General features: G+C 67.3%; 12 protein-coding genes and 1 pseudogene. 6 read left to right on the top strand and 7 right to left on the bottom strand.

Features of this window, described 5'->3' with window-relative positions:
* The first annotated feature begins 901 nt into the window (after positions 1 to 901).
* Positions 902 to 7504 (top strand): polymorphic toxin-type HINT domain-containing protein, encoded by a 6603-nt coding sequence (locus AB0958_RS12995; RefSeq protein ID WP_366890445.1) that lies wholly within the window; start codon positions 902 to 904, stop codon positions 7502 to 7504.
* Between the two features lie 13 nt (positions 7505 to 7517).
* Complete coding sequence (locus AB0958_RS12990; protein ID WP_366890444.1) at positions 7518 to 7766, top strand: hypothetical protein; 249 nt, start codon at positions 7518 to 7520, stop codon at positions 7764 to 7766.
* Positions 7767 to 7908: 142 nt separating this feature from the next.
* On the opposite strand, the gene AB0958_RS12985 is transcribed toward AB0958_RS12990, so the two are convergent.
* From AB0958_RS12985 to AB0958_RS12975, 3 genes are read right to left on the bottom strand one after another with little or no spacing between them, the layout of a single operon-like run.
* Positions 7909 to 9210 carry a site-specific integrase gene (locus tag AB0958_RS12985; RefSeq protein ID WP_366890443.1) on the bottom strand — a complete coding sequence of 434 codons (1302 nt, stop codon included), beginning with the start codon at positions 9208 to 9210 and terminating at the stop codon, positions 7909 to 7911.
* The gene (locus AB0958_RS12980; protein ID WP_366890442.1) at positions 9210 to 9398 is read right to left on the bottom strand and encodes a helix-turn-helix domain-containing protein; all 189 of its coding nucleotides are present in this window, start codon (positions 9396 to 9398) and stop codon (positions 9210 to 9212) included. Before AB0958_RS12980 ends, AB0958_RS12985 begins: the two co-directional genes overlap by 1 nt.
* Positions 9395 to 11101 carry a replication initiator gene (locus AB0958_RS12975; protein ID WP_366890440.1) on the bottom strand — a complete coding sequence of 569 codons (1707 nt, stop codon included), beginning with the start codon at positions 11099 to 11101 and terminating at the stop codon, positions 9395 to 9397. Before AB0958_RS12975 ends, AB0958_RS12980 begins: the two co-directional genes overlap by 4 nt.
* A gap of 350 nt (positions 11102 to 11451) precedes the next feature.
* On the opposite strand from AB0958_RS12975, the gene AB0958_RS12970 reads away from it, so the two are divergent.
* The 4 genes from AB0958_RS12970 to AB0958_RS12955 all read left to right on the top strand — a co-directional run bounded on the left by AB0958_RS12970 (position 11452) and on the right by AB0958_RS12955 (position 14582).
* Positions 11452 to 11871 (top strand): GntR family transcriptional regulator, encoded by a 420-nt coding sequence (locus AB0958_RS12970; protein WP_366890439.1) that lies wholly within the window; start codon positions 11452 to 11454, stop codon positions 11869 to 11871.
* Positions 11872 to 12448: 577 nt separating this feature from the next.
* On the top strand, positions 12449 to 12646 hold the full coding sequence (locus AB0958_RS12965; RefSeq protein WP_155057999.1) for a hypothetical protein: 198 nt from the start codon (positions 12449 to 12451) through the stop codon (positions 12644 to 12646).
* A gap of 9 nt (positions 12647 to 12655) precedes the next feature.
* A complete protein-coding gene (locus tag AB0958_RS12960) occupies positions 12656 to 13060 on the top strand; it encodes a type II toxin-antitoxin system VapC family toxin (protein ID WP_366890438.1) in 405 nt (134 codons plus the stop codon).
* A gap of 952 nt (positions 13061 to 14012) precedes the next feature.
* Positions 14013 to 14582 carry a suppressor of fused domain protein gene (locus AB0958_RS12955; RefSeq protein WP_366890437.1) on the top strand — a complete coding sequence of 190 codons (570 nt, stop codon included), beginning with the start codon at positions 14013 to 14015 and terminating at the stop codon, positions 14580 to 14582.
* 89 nt (positions 14583 to 14671) lie between these two features.
* Here the strand turns inward: AB0958_RS12955 and AB0958_RS12950 are convergent.
* The 4 genes and pseudogenes from AB0958_RS12950 to AB0958_RS12935 form a co-directional block, all read right to left on the bottom strand.
* Positions 14672 to 15016 (bottom strand): annotated as a pseudogene (locus AB0958_RS12950) (tyrosine-type recombinase/integrase); the annotation flags it as partial.
* Positions 15017 to 15185: 169 nt separating this feature from the next.
* Positions 15186 to 16055 carry an XRE family transcriptional regulator gene (locus AB0958_RS12945; protein WP_366890436.1) on the bottom strand — a complete coding sequence of 290 codons (870 nt, stop codon included), beginning with the start codon at positions 16053 to 16055 and terminating at the stop codon, positions 15186 to 15188.
* A gap of 137 nt (positions 16056 to 16192) precedes the next feature.
* Positions 16193 to 16546 (bottom strand): hypothetical protein, encoded by a 354-nt coding sequence (locus AB0958_RS12940; protein ID WP_358970929.1) that lies wholly within the window; start codon positions 16544 to 16546, stop codon positions 16193 to 16195.
* On the bottom strand, positions 16543 to 17022 hold the full coding sequence (locus AB0958_RS12935) for a hypothetical protein (RefSeq protein ID WP_366890435.1): 480 nt from the start codon (positions 17020 to 17022) through the stop codon (positions 16543 to 16545). The genes AB0958_RS12940 and AB0958_RS12935 overlap by 4 nt, the downstream gene beginning before the upstream one ends.
* Between the last annotated feature and the right edge of the window lie 79 nt (positions 17023 to 17101).

The following is a 17101-nucleotide window of genomic DNA, read 5'->3' as shown; positions in this document are numbered from 1 at the left end:
CAATTTTTCGCAAAGGCGCCTTGCTTTCTCTAGGATTGCATCGCGACGGGCGATCAGTTGTGTGCGGCGTCCAGGACTTGGCGATGGCGGCGGCTGGGCTGCGACAACGTAAGGGGGCGCGGCCCTTGGAGTGGAAGTTTGTGACCCAGATCACCACATTCACATGCCGCAGATGTCCGCTTGTGATGAAGATTGTCAATCTTCTTGGCGCGGTTTTTTTCCGACTCCTTATTCATCTGCATTGAACCTTCATGTATTTCTTGCCATCGGGCGAACGATCACTGAGGCGGCTATTGGGCCAGCGGTGAGTGTTCGATATTTCGGCATGTCGTCATGACGAGGGGGAGCCGTGTCCGGCAGACGTGTGCGCGGAAGCAGCAGGGCAGTACAGGCGCGTTACCGGCGCACGGTCGGCAGGCTTCTGGTGGGATGTGCTGCGGTACTGGCCTGGTGCCTGTGCCTGACTCTGGCCTTCGGGTCGACGGCGACCGCGCTGACCCTCTCCAGCACGACGGCTGCCACAAAGGCGGCGAAACCGAAGGCGGACCTTGGCCGTTCGGTCACCGGGCTGAAGCCTGTACCGCACAAGAATGTGCATCTCTCCAGCGTCACTCGCCACACCGTTGTGCCGACCCGGACGGCTTGGCCGGCTGCCAAGGCAGGGCATTTGCGGCTTGCCGCGCCCAAGCATGCGGCGGCCACCGGCTCCAAGGCCACCGCGTCAGGGACACCCGTATGGGCGCAAGCCGTGGCTCCACGCAAGGGCGCCTACGCGGGTCCAACGACGCTTGCGGTCTCGGTGCGCTCGCGGTCGCTGTCCAAGCGGCTGGGTATCTCTGGCCTCCTCTGGTCTCTGGCCGCAACACAGAGCACAAAAAGTACGACGGCCAGTTCCAGCCGGGTGAAGGTAGGGCTGGACTACAGCGCCTTCCGTGAAGCAGTGGGCGGCAACTACGCATCCCGGCTGAGGCTGGTGGAACTGCCCGCGTGCGCGCTGACCACTCCGCAACTGGCCAAGTGCCGCAAGCAGACACCACTGGCATCCCACAACGACCCTAAAAAAACCGCCGTCTCCGCAGAGGTAACCCTCGTCGGCACCGCCTCGGTGAAGAGCGCTACCAGCGCCGTCCACACCGCGTCCGGGGCGGCGAAGTCGGCTGTCTACACCGGTGAGGTCTCCGAATCTGCCACAGCCCAGGCGGCTTCGACGTCCGGTGCCGCAACGGTGATTGCGGCCACCGATTCGACCGGACAGGAAGGCGGGGCCGGAGGCAATTACGCCTCTACTCTGTCGTCTGCGGGTTCCTGGGGACAGTCCGGCTCCTCAGGTGACTTCACCTATACCTACAAGGTGGATTCTCCGGCAGCGTCCACGTCACTGGCACCGGACGCGTCGCTGTCCTACGACTCCGGCAGCGTCGACGGGAAGACGGCCAACACCCAGGCACAGTCATCCTGGGTGGGCGACGGCTGGACCACCCAGGATTCGTTTGTTGCCCAGGAGTTCACACCTTGCTCTGACTCCCCTGAGGGCAGCGCCGGCTCGGTGACCACCTCGGACGAGTGCTACGACGGGCCCGTCCTGACCATGTCTCTGAACGGGTCGTCGACGTCGATCGTCTACGACAAGAACTCCTCCACCTTCAAGCTGGCCGACGACAACGGCGAGACGGTCACGAAGGTGACCGGCTCGGCGAACGGCTCCGGCACGTACGACACGTCGTACTGGGTGATCACCGAGCGGGACGGCACCAAGTACTACTTCGGCCGTAACGAACTGCCCGGCTGGGTGTCCGGCAAGGACACGACGAACTCGGTGGATTCCGAGCGCGTGTACGCCGCCCACTCCACGGATCCCTGCTACAACTCCACGGCCACCAGCAGCTACTGCACCATGGCCTACAAGTGGCACCTGGACTACGTCACCACGGCTACCGGCGACGCGATGGCGTACTACTACACGCAGGACACCAACTACTACGGCGCCCACAACGGCGACTCCGAAGTCAAGTACGTCCGCGACTCCTACCTCGCGCACATTGACTACGGCTTCACCACCGCCACCGGCCCCTACGGCACCGTCCCCGACAAGATCGTGTACGGCACATCGGTGCGCTGCACCTCCACCAGCACCAACTGCGGCAGCGCGGAGACCTCTTCCAACGCCTCCTACTACCCTGACGTCCCGTTCGACCTCATCTGCGCCTCCGGGGCCACTTGCAGTGCCTACGCACCGTCGTTCTTCTCCACTGCCCGCCTGACCTCCATCACAGCCCAACAGTATTCGGTCTCCTCCAGCGCGTACGTCACGGTCGACTCCTACACGCTGACGCAAACGGAGCCCTCCACCGGGGATGCGACCAGCGCGACGCTGTGGCTGTCCTCAGTGCAGCGCACCGGTTCGGACACCACCGCGGGTGGCTCGACTTCGCAGATCACTATGCCTGCGGTGAAGTTCACCGGCTCGGCTCTGGAGAACCGGGTGAGTACCTCCACCTATCCGGGCCTGTTCCGCTACCGCATCACCGCGATCACCAACGAACTGGGCGGCGTGACTGGCGTCTCCTACGCGCTGCCGACCGCCTGCTCGACCTCGGCCACCCCTTCCTCGAACACCGCCTCGTGCTTCCCGGAGTACTGGACGCCCAGCGGCTACATCAGCCCGATGCTGGACTGGTTCAACAAGTACGCGGTCCAGGAGGTCCTGGAGACCGACACCACCGGCGGCTCGGCGACCAAGGAGACCGACTACTCCTACAGCGGTGCGGCCTGGCACTACGACGACGACGAGACCACCAAGGCCAAGTACCGCACCTACGGGCAGTGGCGCGGCTACCAGCAGGTGACCACCACCACCGGCAACGGCTCCGGCGACGCCCAGACAAAGCAGGTCGACTCCTACTACCAGGGCATGGACGGCGACTGGCTCTCGTCCACGAAGACCCGCAGTGTGCCGCTGACCGACTCCCAGGGCGGCAGTCACACCGACTCCCCCCAACTCGCGGGCAGCATCCTGGAGTCCACCTCCTACCTCGGCAACGGTGGCGGCGTCGACCACTCCACGATCACCTCGTACTGGATCTCCGCGGCCACCGCGACCCGCACCCGGTCCGGGCTGCCGGATCTGACCGCCAACGCGACCGGCACCGCCGAGGTGTGGACCCGGCAGCGGCTGACCGACAAGGGCAGCACCAGCTGGCGCTACAACGAGACCGACACAACCTACGACGCCACCCGCAGCGACGACGACTTCGGCCTGCCGACCTACACCTACACGCATACCGTGCCGGCCAACACCGACTACGACCGGTGCACCGCCACCACCTACGCTCCGGCCAACACCAGCGCCAACCTCGTCGGCCTGGTCTCCGGCACCGAAGCAGACTCCGTCGCCTGCTCCGGCTTCACCGAAGGGTCCGTCACTTCTGTCCCCAGCGGACTGAACACTCTTGGCGCACCGTCCAGCGTCAACCGGCCGGACCAGGTCGTCTCCGCCACCCGGACCTTCTACGACGACCCCACCTTCTCCACCGCATTCCCACAGGCCGCCGCCCCGACCATGGGCCTGGTCACCATGACCCGCAACGCCACTGACTACGGCTCGGGCGCCTTCACCTGGCGGACCAGCGCGAAGAACACCTACGACAGCACCTACCACCGCCTGGCCAGCACCACCAACGGCAACGGCAACACCACCACGACCGGCTACACGGTCAACTCCGCCTACCTGACCACCGGACAGAGCGTCACAGCACCCACGGTGAGCGGGATCGCCCACACCACCAGTTCCACGCTGGACACGGAGCGCGGGCTCACGCTCACGAGCACGGACGCCAATCATGTGGTGACCACCGCCCAGTACGACGCGCTGGGCCGGACCACATCGGTGTGGAAGAACTCCCGCGCCACCACCGCGCTAGCCAACCTCACCTACACGTACACGCTGTCCAACGGCTCCCTGTCAGGCGTGGTCACCAACACCCTCAATGACAACAGCGGCTACCTCACCTCGGTGGGCATCGCGGACTCCCTCGGCCGCATGCGCCAGACCCAGACCTACACCCCCCAGGGCGGCCGTCTCATCGACGACACCCTCTACGACTCCCGCGGCTGGACCGCGAAAAAGAACACCGGCTACTGGGACTCCACCACCACCCCCACGCTGTCCCTGAAGTCGGTGGCCGACAACCAAGTCCCTGTCCAGGACGTCTTCACCTACGACGGTCTCGGCCGGCAGATCTACGACATCTCCGAGAAGAACGGGTCGGTCGTCACGACCACGACGACCGTCTACAACGGCGACGCAACCACCGTCGTCCCGCCCGACGGCGGGGTCACCAGGACCACCCGCACCGACCCGCTCGGGCGTACCAGCGAACTCGACGAGTACACCACCGCACCCACGCTGACCACCCCGCTGAACGCTGCCACCGGCATCTTCTACCTGACCGGTGGCGCCACCACGGCCACCACCTACGGCTACGACGGCCATGGCCGGCAGTCCACCACCACGGATGCCAAGAACCAGGTCTGGACCAGCACCTACGACCTGGCCGGAGAAGTCGTCTCCAAGACCGACCCCACGGCCGGCAAGACCTCCGACATGACGTACGACGGCGACGGCAACCTGCTCCAGGCGCAGGATTCCCGCGGCCTGTACGTCTCCTACACCTACGACGCCCTCGACCGTAGGACCGGCCAGTACGCCGCCGCCACCGCCGACCAGGCCGCCTACGCCTCCACCAGTTCCCCTGGCAACCAGACTGCAGCCTGGGTCTACGACAACGCCAACACCGCCATCACCGGCATGACCTACCCGGTCGGGCACGTGACGACGGCGACCTCCTACAGCGGTGGCTACGCCTACACGCGGCAGGCTGTCAACTTCAACGTCTTCGGCGAGTCCCTGGGCGAAGAGACCATCATCCCCTCAGCCGCCCAGGGCAGCGTCCTGGGCAAGACGTGGAAGATCACCCACTCCTACACCAGCGTCAACGGCCTGCTGTGGACCGACACCTATGCCCTCGGTGGCGGACTGCCCGCCGAGACCATCACCCACGGCTACAACAACGACGACGAACCAAACGCACTGGCCACCACCGCCTACAGCTACGTTCAGAGCACCGCCTACAGCGCCTACAACCAAGTGGCCCAGGTCCAGCTCGGTTCCTCCAGTTCGTACGCCACCGTCACCGACGGCTATGACGCCCACACGGGGGAGCTGGCCGACCAGCTCGCGACCCGCTCCACGACCACACCCGCCAGCGTCGATGAGACTGCGTACAAGTACGACCTGTCAGGCAACATCACCCGCCAGAGCGAAACCCGCTCCGGCTCCAGCACCACGGCCGAGACCCAGTGCTATAACTACGACCCCCTCGACCGCCTCACCGCTGCATGGACTACCGCCTCGACAGCAACCGACACCTGCACTGTCACGCCCACCAGCAGTGACCACAGCACTGTCGGCGACGGCATCACCGGCGGCACGTACTGGACCAGCTGGTCCTACGACGAAATCGGCAACCGGCTCACCCAGACCCAGCACACCGTATCCGGCACCGGCAGCGACACCCTCACCACCGGTGTCTGGTCCAGCAGCCAGCCCAACACCATGACCGGCACCACCAACACCGGCGGCTCGACCAGCTCGACCAGCTACACCTACGACAGCGCTGGCAACACCAAAACCCGCAACACCAACACAGGCAACCAGACCCTCATCTGGAACAACGCCGAACAGCTGACCAGCGTCTCCAACAGCACCACCGGCACCGCCACCAACTACATCTACGACGCCGACGGCGACCTCCTCCTTCAGGTCGACCCCAGCACCACCACCCTGTATCTCGGCAGCGAACAGATCACCCTCAACGACGCCGCCGGCACCGCCACCGGCGTCCGCTACTACACAGCCCCCGGCGGCGCCACGATCGTCCGCACCGGCACCGGCACCAACTACGGCTTCGAACTCGCCGCCGACCAGCACGGCACCAACAGCCTCTACCTCGACTACACCGCGCAGACCCCCACCTGGCGCCAATTCGACCCCTACGGCAATCCCCGCGGCACCACCACCACCTGGGCCGACAACCGCACCTTCCTCAACAAAACCACCGACACCACCACCGCCCTCACCCACATAGGCGCCCGCGAATACGACCCCACCCTCGGCCGCTTCATCAGCCTCGACTCCCTCTTCGAGGCAGCCAGCTCCCAGGAACTCAACGGCTACACCTATGGCGCCGACAACCCCATCTCCAACAGCGATCCCACCGGGGAGAGAAGCGAGGAGTGCGGCACCCTTTACAACTGCCACGGCGGGGTTATCACCCGGCACACCACCGAATACACCTCTCCGCAGGCCCAAACCCGGTACTACGAGAACACACCCACATACGGCTCCATGGGCACGGCTACGCGTTACGGGGCCATCGAGAAGCAGATCAACAGGAACGAGCGCTACAAGCCTGTGCGGGCCGTCTCAGTGACGGATGCCCTCGCGGGCGCCATCAACTCCCTTGTCAGCGCCGCCGACGCCCTTAGCCCCACCTGCACCTTCGGTATCTCCTGCGGCGCAGCCACCGGAGCCTACCAATCCGCCGTCTCACACCTGGGCGTGAACACATCCTCCCATTCGTACGACGCCGGCGGTTTCATGGCCAGTGGCGCACTCGCCATCTTTGGTGGCGGCGAGGCCGAGGAAGGAGAACTGAGCGCCGCTGACCGCTGCAGCTTCAGCCCCGACACGCCCGTCCTCCTGGAGAAGGGCAAGACCAAGCCCATCGGGAAGATCAAGGCCGGAGACAAGGTCGAAGCCGCAGACCCCAAGACAGGCAAACACCGAGGCGTCCGCACGGTCCAGCACGTATGGATCAACCACGACCACGACCTGCTCGATGTCACCATCCGCGCCAAGGACGGCCACACTTCCACCCTTCACACCACCGCCAACCACCCCTTCTGGGACGACAGCACCCATACATGGGTCCCTGCTGGCCAACTCCAGCCTGGCGACGCTCTCAACACAGACACAAACGGCCACGTCTACGTCGTCGCGACCAGAGCCACACCTGGCATAGCGGACCGCTGGAACCTCACTGTTCAGCAACTCCACACGTACTATGTACTCGCCGGTACGACGCCGATCTTGGTTCATAACTGCAATATCGACGTTGATGCAGCATCGCAGTCTGGCGCCAAGATTGATCCTTCTGACAAGCGGGGTGAGTACACGCTTGCCGGTCGTGCGCTGGCAAAGCATGCGGGAAGGAATGGAAATCCGAATGGCTGGCCTCTTCCTGCCGGGAAGCAGAATCCGGCGGGCTGGAACGCGGCGGGTCAGGACATGCTCGATGAGATCCTGACGAACCCGGACTCGGTCTCGTCTCCAGGATACGGCCGTATTGGTGGCCAATGGCAGGACACGGTGGATATCCGGTTGCCGAGCGGTCTGGGCGCGAGGTTCTCCCAGTCAGGGGCCTTCTCCGGGTTCCTCGACTGACAGGAGGTGTGAGATGTCAAGAGATTCATTTCAGGGAAAGGAATTCGACGTCATTGACTTCGATGACGTGACATCGGATGAGCGGGTGATCGAATTCGTTGACCCTGAAAGAAGTGCTCTCGGCTCACTCCTCGCTGTCACCGTTTCTGGTGACGGCGGCTGGGAGGAAGCCTCAGTGAGCATTAGCCCCAGGATTCAGAATGTCTCTGCCGAATTCATGCGCTGGGCACTCGATGTCGCCCACTCGAAAATCGCCGGGTAATGCTGCCGAGGTCTCGCTGGATTTGCTTTCCGGTGGGGCTTCGCGGCTGCCCTGACGGCAGCGCTGACGGCAACGGCGGCGAACGGAAGAGCCCCGCACCGTGGTGACGGTGCGGGGCTCCGTGGTGCTCGGGCGGTCGAGGTCAGCGGGAAGGGGTTACGGCGAGGGGGGCGTCGGGGTCGTTGCCGTCTTCCAAGGCATGGCCGAGGGCTTCGATGGCCTGGTGCTGGAGGCGAAGTCGGACGTGTGCATAGACCTCGGCGGTGACCGCGATGTGGGCGTGGCCGAGGAGTTCCTTGATCGTGACCAGCTCGACGCCCTGCTCCAGGAGGAGGGTGGCGCACGTGTGCCGTAGATCGTGGAAGCGAGTTCGGCGAAGTCCAGCCCTTCCCAACAAGGTTCGGAATCGTTGAGTGACGCCGCCGGGATCGAGCGGGCCGCCGGTGAGGGCGGCAAAGATCAGGTTCCGCTCTGCCCAGGCATCCCCGGCGGCTTGGCGTTCGGTGTCCTGGGTTCGGCGGTGCCTGCTGAGGGCGGTGAGGCAGGCGGCGGGGAGGGCGATGCGGCGTTCGGCGGCGCGGGTTTTGGTGGGGTAGAGGGCGGTGCCGCCGTTGGGGGCGTTCTGGAGGGTGCGGCGGACTTTTAGGGTGCGGCTTTCGGTGGCGAGGTCATCCCAGGTCAGGCCCAGGAGTTCGCCGCGCCGCAGGCCAGTGCGCAGGGCGAGTTCCCACAGCGCGTGGAGCCGGTCAGTTCGTGCTACCTGCAGGAAGCGGCGGGCTTCGGCGGCGGTGAGGGGTTCGAAGCGGCGGTGGCGTATCTGGCCGACCTGGACGTGTCGCGTGACGTTGCGTTCGACGCGTTCGTCGCGGACGGCTTGCTGGAGTGCGGAGTTGAGGACGGCGTGGACGTACTGGAGGGTGCGCGGGGAGAGGCGCTTGTCGCAGCACTGGCCGATCGCGCAGCAGCGGGGCTGCTGGTTCGGGTGCTTGGGGTCGGGGCGTCGGGCGGCGTCGGTGCCGCGTGCGCAGCATTGACAGGCGGCGCGGAGCTGGTCCAACCAGGCGCGCACGTCGGCGATGGTGAGCCGGTGGAGCTTCTTGTGGCCGAGTGCGGGCAGGATGTGGAGGCGGGCGACAGCGGTGTAGCGGGCGTGCGTCGTGGCCCGCAGCCGGTGGACCGCGACGGTGTCGAGCCAGTAGGTGAGGTACTGGGCGACAGTGGTGTCGCTGACGCGCGCGGGCAGGCCGCGGTTACTGGCGGCGGCGGCTTCGGTGAGCTTGTCGGCCGCTTCCTTGCGAGTGGTGCCGTAGACGCGGATGCGCTTGCGGGTGCCGCCGGGGGCGAGGACGTAGCCGGCGGCTTCCCAGCGGCCGTCCTTGCGCTGGTAGATGGTGCCGTCGCCGTTAGCACGGCTGCGGCGGGATGCGGGGCGGGGGTTGGTCATCAGGCGGCTTCCTGTTCGAGTCGGGTGCGGACGAGGTGGTCGAGGGCGTGAGCGGGGATGCGGCGGGCTCGGCCGAGGGTGAGGGAGGGGAGCTGGTGGGTGCGCAGCAGGTCGTAGACAGCGGTGCGTCCGAGTTGGAGGCGCTCCATGACCTGGGGAACGGTGAGGAGTTCGGTGCCGACGGTCACGCGACGGCTCCCGTCCGGTCCGCGCCGGGCTGGCGACCGGGGTGACCAGGTCGGTGACGGTCGGAGTGACCGGGGCCATTCGGTCGATGTCCGTCGGGCCGGGTAGCCCGCTTGGCTTCCAGGAGGTCGGCGAGGTGGGCGAGTTCGGGTAGGAGGCCGGTTCCGGCGTACTGCCAGTGCGAGATGACGAGGGTTGTGTCCGCGCTGCCGCGCTGACCGGCTGTGTCGGCGCAGTGACCGGCTCGGTGACCGGCGGTCAGGTCACTGCGGTCGTCGCGGTCACCGTGCCGGTCAGTGACCGGCTGCCCGCCGGTGGACATGTTGCTGCCGACGTTCGTCTGCCCGGCGCGCGGGCCGACCGGGGCCGGAGCAGCCGCGTCAGCTTGGCGGGTGCGCCAGGCGGTGCGTTCGGCGCGGAGGTGGGCGAGGGTGGTGGAGTAGTGGCGGGTGCGGGTGGAGAAGTGGCCTCGGAAGCCGAGCATGTGGGCCCATTGCCGCAGGCGGAGGTGGGCGTGCTGGGGACGGGCGGCGAGGTGCCAGGCGGTGTGGATCATGCGGCGGGCGTGGTCGGTGATGTCGTACTGGGCGAGTTCGGCGAGGAGTCGGAGGCGGCGGTCGAGGGTGCCGGTGGTGGTCTCGGCGCCCTTGGTGGCGTACTTGGCGATGTAGGCGGCGACGTGTCGGTCGGTGACCGGTGCGTCGCCGGTGAAGTCCGTGCCGCGTATCGGCCGGACGTCGATCTGCCGCCCGAACCGGAACATCAACCGCCGTTCCCGATCAGCGTCCTGGGCTCGGAGTGCGTCCCCGGCGGAGTGCCGCGACTGGCCTTCGTGCAGGACGCGGGTGCGTGTGGCGGCGGCGCGTACGGCGTGGTCGAGGAGCTGGGTGGTGGCCCAGGCGGGCGGGGTGCTGGTGGGGCCGGTGGGTCCGTCGAGGCGGATGACGGCGTGGAAGTGGACCTGGCCGCGTTTTTGGTACTCGGCGACCTTGGCGTAGGAGAGGGTGGCGTGGTGCCGCAGGGTGCGCTGGGTGAGTCCCGCGGCTTTGGCGATCTCGCGGCGCAGGTGGGTGGTGAAGCGCGCCCACAGGGCGGGGGCATGCGCGTTCCACAGCACCGCGCCCGCGTAGTCGTAGCGCTTGGGGTCGAGCGGGGTGCCGAGGAGCGGGTCGCCGTCGGGGTGCCGGGCACCGCAGTGGCAGTGGCCGGTGTCGGGCTGGTTGTGGACGGGGCCGAAGCCGGGGGCGGTGAGGGTGGCGAAGACGCGGGGGTGTGCGGCGACGCTGGTGGGGACGGTCTTGCCGCCGCGCAGTCCGGCGGCGATGAGCTGGTAGGTGTCGTAGCGGTAGACGGTGGAGCAGGCCGGGCAGCGGGTGGCGCGACGGTTGCCGCAGCGGACCAGGAGCTCACCCGCGGGGAGGTGCCGCGAGTCGAGGTGGTCGAGGACCTGGCCCGTCGTGCTGTGGATGCGGGTGCGCTGTCCGGTGAGGCGGACTGGGCGGGCGCAGCCGCCGAGGGTGCTGATCTGGCGTGCCAGTGGTGCGAGGTGGCCGGTGGCGGAGAGTTTCGCCAGCCTGCCGGTCAGCCTGGCCCGGCGCTCCAGCGCCGACCGCCCAACGGTGCCGAGTCGGTGGCGTTCGCCGGGCCGGTCGGCGTGGTGAACGCCGATGACGGACGCGTGCGAGCGGGAGCGGTTGTGCAGCAAGGGAATTGGAGCTGTGCGGACATGCGCGGATGAGCCTTTCGGCGGAAGGCGGAACGTGAGGAGGGGCGGCACGGCGTGCGCGGGCAGGCCGAAGCGATCGGCTCACAGGAGAACGGGCGCCTCGTAGGTGGGCGCGGACGCCGGGACCGGCGGGGTCTGGTCGGCGGGGGCGCGGTGGTGATCACCGGCGGGTGCGTGACGTTAACATCGCTCCACGTGCGCATTCAAGTGCATCCCTCCTCATTCCTTTCTGTGGGTGGCGGGACGCGGGTAGTGTGAGGCCGGTCTCCCGGTTTGGACGGGCCGGAATCTGCTGGTAGAGGGCACGGAAAGCAGGGGTGGCGGGCGTGATGACGACGCGGCGCGGGCGCAGGCCGGCGGGCGGCGGAGTGCCGTTGACGTTCGAGGTCATCGCCGAGACCCTGCGAGAGCAGATCCGCTCCGGCGGGCTGAAGCCGGGGGACGCGCTGCCGACGCAGACCACGTTGATGCGGGAGTTCGGGGCCTCCAGCCTGACCGTGCAGAAGGCCATGGGCCTGCTGAAACAGGACGGCTGGGCTGTCTCGCGCCCCGGCAAGGGCGCCTTCGTCGCCCGCCACGCTGACAGTGATGACCTCGATCAACCGGAGGGGAAGACCGGGCCCGCAGGCGGGACGGCGGCCCGCGTCGAGGCACTGGAGCGGGCACTGTCCGAGGCCGTCGAGCAGCTCGCCGACCTCCGCGCCCGCGTCGAAGCCCTGGAAGCGGGCGGCACCGAGCGAAGCCGCTGAATCGCCGCCCCAGGCGGCGCGAGGAACGTGCGTTCAGATTTTCTCTGCGAGGTTCAAGGCGGGCCCCGCCCGCCAGGGCTGGCCGCCGTCGCCGACAGACCCGCCGTTCACTGCCTGGGATCAGGCGCTACTGGAGGGCGAGCCGCCGGGGGCGGTCGGGCGGCGGGAGCGGCAACGGGCCAGCTCGCTGGGCTGACCGGAGTCGGGCTCCTGGCAGAGCAAGTTGTCGCCTACGACCGTCCTACGGCCGGATCGCAGGCACAGGGCCAGCCAGGGGGCCGACCCTTGACGTCCGTCACCGGGCTCACCGAGGGCGGTGGCCGGCGTCGCCTTGGGCGGGGAGCGAAGCTCCCAGCGCCCCAGCATCGGCCGATCCCTCCCCACCCGGCCCCGGACACCTGCCCCTACCCGACCCCACCCCAGGCAGGCCAGCGGCCCAAGATCCCGCCGGCACCTTCGAGGGCCGGCGCACGCACGTTCGGAGATCGGCTCCGTGGGGTGAAGCCCGGTGTCAGCGCGAGTTGGCCCTCGTATGCTGGTCTCGGTAGTTACATGCCGTCCCTGGTGGAGGTCCCCGATGAGCACACCCGACGCGGAGTACTCCGGCTACCCGCCGCTTCGGCCCCGCGTTTCGGTCGAGGAGCTGCTGGCCGCGAAGAACACCCAGCCGATTCGGTCCCTGGACGACCTCGCCGCCGACACCTTCGAGTCGGACGAGGAACTGGAAGAGTTCCTGGCCTTCACGTACGCCGAGCGCCACCGCGACGTCGCCTGAGCCGCCGCCGTGCAACCCGTCATCCTCGACACCGACGTCGCCTCGCTGTCCCACAAGCGCAAGCTCACCGGCCCGGTCGCCACCAGGCTGATCGGCCGCAAGCCGCTGATCACCTTCGTCACCTTCGGCGAACTGACCAAGTGGACCGAGATCCGCCACTGGGGCGACCGCAGCCGCCAGGAGCTCGCCGACTGGCTCTCCGGCATCCCGGTCCTGCCCGGCGACGAAGCCGTCGCCGCCACCTGGGGCCGCCTGTCAGCCGCGGGCATCCAGCGCGGACGCCCACGCCCGATCAACGACATGTGGATCGCGGCCTGTGCCCTCACCTACGACCTGCCGCTGGCCACGCTCAACCTCAAGGACTACGAGGACTTCCGAGCCCACCACGGCCTGCGCATCCTCGGTGCGGAGTAGCCGCTCACCGCTGACGCAGCCGGACCCGGCTCTCAGACGAGGCAGCGGCCCGTGACCAGGCTGACCAGAAACTGGCTGCTGGCGCAGCAAATTGTTCCGTTGGATATCCCAACGGGCTATCCAACGGGAAGAGGGCCGACCCAGGGGGCCGACCCTTCTCGTCCGTCGCCGGGCTCACCGGGGCGGTGGCTGGCGTCGCCTCCGGCGGAGAGTCGACCGACCACTCCCGCCCCCGGCACTCGTGTTGCGAGGCTGACCGACGCACCAGTGGGCCGCACGCCTGCTGAGGGTCGCCCCGGTGACCGCCCGCCGAACCGCGGAGGTCCCGCCAGACAAGTGGTCTAGACCCTTGACGGCAGTAGTGACGGCAACAACCACGAACAACCCCGGCCGAACGCGTACCTCAGCGGGTCACCGAACACCGCTTGACCTGCAAAAACGCAGGTATAGAGGGGTCGCATAGCACACGTACTATGTGGTGGCGGGCGGCGTTCCGATCTTGGTTCACAATACGGATGCCTCGTGTCGCATACCTGCGGGGCAGCCTGGAGCAGGACGGTTTGCTCCGAATCCTGATCGACTGCAGGCCGGGCAACTGGATAGCGATGGAATGTTGCGTGGCACGAATGAGACCGGGCAAACTACAAGCCGCGGGAGCTTTCGTGTTGCCACAGAGGATGACGCCTGGGACAATGCGGAAGTTGGACCCAATGCGGGACGGCTATGCCCGACACAAGGGCCGAGCTGCGCGGGGGAGGTATTGGTTGCACCGCGAACGCCTGATGTAACACGGGACTGGGATGTGAGTCATAACCCGTCCTGGACTAATCGGCAGTTCGATCCTGGTGTTTCCCGTGAGGAAGTGCTCGACAATTACCAGGAGGGCACAGGCCTTGAATGCATACCCTGTAACCGCGGGGGTGGAAATGACGATTCTAGGTTTGGTTAGCAAGTGAAGCTCATTGAGCACATGGAGAGTCGGCTCGGGCGGATGGTCGAGGGCTGGTCGGTCGACTCCGAGTCGAACCCTATGCCCTTCCAGGTTGGACGCTTCCAGGATGGCGAGCTCTCCGGCGTGGTGACCTATGCCACAATCGGACTCAGTAAATACGCCCTGACGTCTCGCACCTCGGGTCGTGGAATCCACCAAGAGCTAATACTTTCAGTTCACTCGGAAATTGCTTCCGGGATGTTTCCTGCGCTGGTTCATCAGCTCGCCGTGGGCTTGCTTGAGCGCGGCGAGGCAATTTTGCGAGGAGATGTCATTGGGCCCCGGGGGTCAGTGATTTCCGGGAGTTCCATGGAGGCCTTTTATGCGGCAATTCCGGTCTATTATGACGAAGCATTTCCGGCTGTTGATCTAGAGTCCGGAAAGCGGGCGGTGATGGTCTGGATGGTTCCAATTGGAAGGGCCGAGGCTGCGTTCGCGGCGGAGGCTGGTTGGTCCGCCTTTGAGTCGAAGCTTGCTGAGCAGGATCCGGACTTGCTGGATCTGAATCGGAGCGAGATTCACCTGGGGTAAATAGAGTCATGAAGACACCACAGCGGCCCCACCGTATTTGCCTCTGGTGGGGCCGCTGTGGTGTCTGACGGCAGTAGTAGACGGCAACGTCAGCGGACGGGTGCTGCACAAACCGGCGGATCGTCGCCGTCGTCGGGTTGGCCGGCGGACTCCGAGCGCTCGCCGAGGGCGCGGCGGAGGAGGTCGATGGCGTCACGCTGGAGGCGGAGTCGGACGTGTGCGTAAACCGTCGCGGTCACTCCGATGTGGGCATGACCCAACAGCTCCTTGATCACGACGAGTTCGACGCCCTGTTCCAGGAGGAGTCTCGCGGTCGAGTGCCTCAGGTCGTGGAACCGGATCGCCCGCAGGCGGGAGCGGCGGAGCAGGGTGTTGAAGTGGCGGCTGAGGGTGGCGGGTTCGATGGGGTGACCGTCCGGGCGAGTGAAGACGAGATCGGTGTCCATCCACTCCGCTCCGGCCTGTGTCGACGCTCCTTGTCAGCGTTGACCATGCCCCCGGACCGTTCGCACGGCCGCGGGGGTTCTGACGAGACGTCAGCCTGCCGACCCGTGATGCACCGCGGTTGCACCGAAGGGTGCAACTCCACCCGCCAGAGATCCGCTATATCCCGACCCACTCCGCGTACTGCGCCAACGAGCCGTTACGCGCCCGCTCCCGCCGCTTCAGCGCCAGTACGGTCTCCCGCACGGTCGGGTGGTAGCGGGTCTGCTGCGGGGCGATGCGCCGGGCCTGGTGCAGGCAGTCCAGTGCCCTGTCCGGGTGGCCCGCCCACGCGTGGGCCCGGCCGAGGTCCATCCAGTGGTGACCGGCCCGGGAACGGGTCCAGCCGCGTGGAATGCGCACGTTCTCGGCGAGTTCGATCGCGCGCCCGAAGTCGTCAGCCTCCGAGGCGATCGCCACGGCATGCACACCGACGTTCACCGGTCCCCAGGTGACGCCGAAGTCGGGCAACTCGCCTGTGGCCTGGGCAAGGGCACGGGCCTCGGCCAGGCGGGCGTCGGCGTGGTCCCTGTCCTTCATCCGGCCCGCGATGGTCGCGGCACGCAGGTGCAGCATGCCCCGCATCGCCTCGACGCCCGCCGGGCGGCGTGACTCCTGGCCATCGAGGTCCCGCAGAGCCCGATCGACCACCCGCAGACCCACGTCGTACCGACCCGACGACAACGTGGTCTGCGCACGCAGAAAGGCATGCAGCGCGGCCAGCCCCGGCTCGTCGGCGCGCGGCGCGGTCCACGCGAGTCGGTCCAGCGCGACGGTGGCCAGATCGAGGAAACCGAGCTTCCACGCCACGGTGAACACACACCGGAATGCCTCCGCCAGGCACTCGTAAGACAGCCGCTGCTCTTCCCCGGCGCTGGTGTGCACTGCCTGCACCGACTCGTCGATCAGCACAGGCAGGTCGCGCACCATGTCCGTGTACTGCGCCTGGCGGCGCTGCTCCAGCGCCCGCTGGACATCCGCCCAGATCAACGAGGCCGGGCGTGCAGGGGGCGCATGGGCTCACACGGGCGTCCCCATGGGAAGTGCTGCGGGCGATGGCTCCATGCACAGGGCTCCAAAAGCGCACCGTATCCGCCGAGTTATGGCGGGCGGCGGGCGGAGGGCGATCAGTCGGTGGCTTTGGGGTGTCCGGTGCCTGCGTAGGTGATCCAGGCGGTGCGGTTGGTGTCGTCGACGAGGTACCAGATGCGGCCGCCGCCGGTGACCTCGTACTGCCAGCGCTCCAGCGTCTGTCCCTTCCAGACCGTGGAGCCGAGCTTGCCCTTGAGGCGGTGGTGGCGCTCGGGGTCATCCGTGGCGCGTGGGCCGGAGCGGATCTTGTCGAAGGCGCGGCGGAGGTTGCCTGCCGCGTGGCGGGAGAGGTGGTCCCAGCCGTTGGCCGCCTCGGTGTTGGCGAAGCGCAGGTCGAACTCGTCGTCGACCGGGGGTGGAGCCGCCCGGTCACCGCGTTTGGGGCTCACTCGGCGGTCTCGCCTTCAGACGCGGGGACAGGTCCGAGATCGCCTTCTGGCTCGCGGGTGAGGAGGGTGTGCAGGGCGGGGTCGGCGTAGATCTCGGCACTGTGCCGCCACTGGGCCAGCAGCAGCGCGATGGGAGCAAGGTTCTCGAGCGCAGCCGCCCCGCGAGCGGTGTCCACCAGTTCGCCGAGCATCGCCTCGACGTCGTCATCGGGGAGGAAGACCGACCAGGGCAGAGCATCCGGCAGGGCTTGACGCAGAGCGGCGGTGTTCTCGGTGCGGACCAGCCCGGCGAGCAGACGGGCGGTGAAGTCGACCACGGTGGAGTCCTGCTCCAGCTGGTCCGCGCGAATGAGGGCGAGGTCGCCCGCGTCGCGTCGGCGCAGGCGCAGGGCGCGGACCGCGTCCAGGCGTCGGGCGGTGGCAGCGGGGTGGTGGAGCAGCTCGCTGAAGGGCACGTCCTCGTAGGCCGTCGTCATGACATCCACAGTAGCTCGGATGTCCTGTGTGGGGGTAGTGGCTCGCGGTCGGGGCGCCGCTCCTCTGGCGGCGACGCTG

Source organism: Streptomyces sp. NPDC006655, from assembly GCF_040703965.1.
Classification (GTDB): domain Bacteria; phylum Actinomycetota; class Actinomycetes; order Streptomycetales; family Streptomycetaceae; genus Streptomyces.
Note: the sequence above shows the minus strand (reverse complement) of the source record. Positions and strands in the feature narration are given on the sequence as shown.